This is a genomic window from Streptosporangium vulgare, assembly GCF_042428775.1.
Classification (GTDB): Bacteria; Actinomycetota; Actinomycetes; order Streptosporangiales; family Streptosporangiaceae; genus Streptosporangium; species Streptosporangium vulgare.
The window spans coordinates 1-572 of record NZ_JBHMBS010000174.1 but is presented as its reverse complement, the minus strand read 5'-3'; the positions used below and the strand labels follow the sequence as shown (position 1 = coordinate 572).

Genomic DNA, 572 nt, shown 5'->3' with positions numbered 1-572 from the left:
GAGGGATATTAAAATGAATGGAAAATTGCAAAGTTCAGATGTAAAAAACGAAACTCCGTACAATATTCCCTTATTGGTTAACGAAAATGTGATCTCCAGCGGAATTTCTCTGATCTCGCTCTGGCATACCTACGCCGACGAGCATTACCGGGTGATCTGGCCGCGGGACAAGAAGAAACCGCTTATCGCCAACTCATGGGTTGCGGTGTATACCGTACAAGGATGTGGGAAAATTCTTTTAAAGAATGGCGAACAAATAACACTGCATGGCAACTGTATTATATTCTTAAAGCCAATGGATATTCACTCTTATCACTGTGAAGGTTTAGTCTGGGAACAGTACTGGATGGAATTTACCCCCACCAGTATGATGGATATTCCCGTTGGTCAGCAAAGCGTTATTTATAATGGCGAAATTTATAATCAGGAACTCACCGAAGTTGCTGAGTTAATAACTTCACCAGAAGCAATAAAAAATAATCTGGCAGTCGCTTTTCTGACGAAAATTATTTATCAGTGGATTTGTCTTATGTACGCAGATGGTAAAAAAGATCCACAACGGCGGCAAATTG

1 protein-coding gene is annotated in these 572 nt (G+C 40.6%); it reads left to right on the top strand.

Annotated elements, in window-relative coordinates; all coding sequences use genetic code 11:
* Nucleotides 1-13: 13 nt before the first annotated feature.
* Nucleotides 14-572 (top strand): AraC family ligand binding domain-containing protein (locus ACFFRH_RS44990; protein WP_512701158.1); only part of this gene is annotated, 559 nt, incomplete at its 3' end.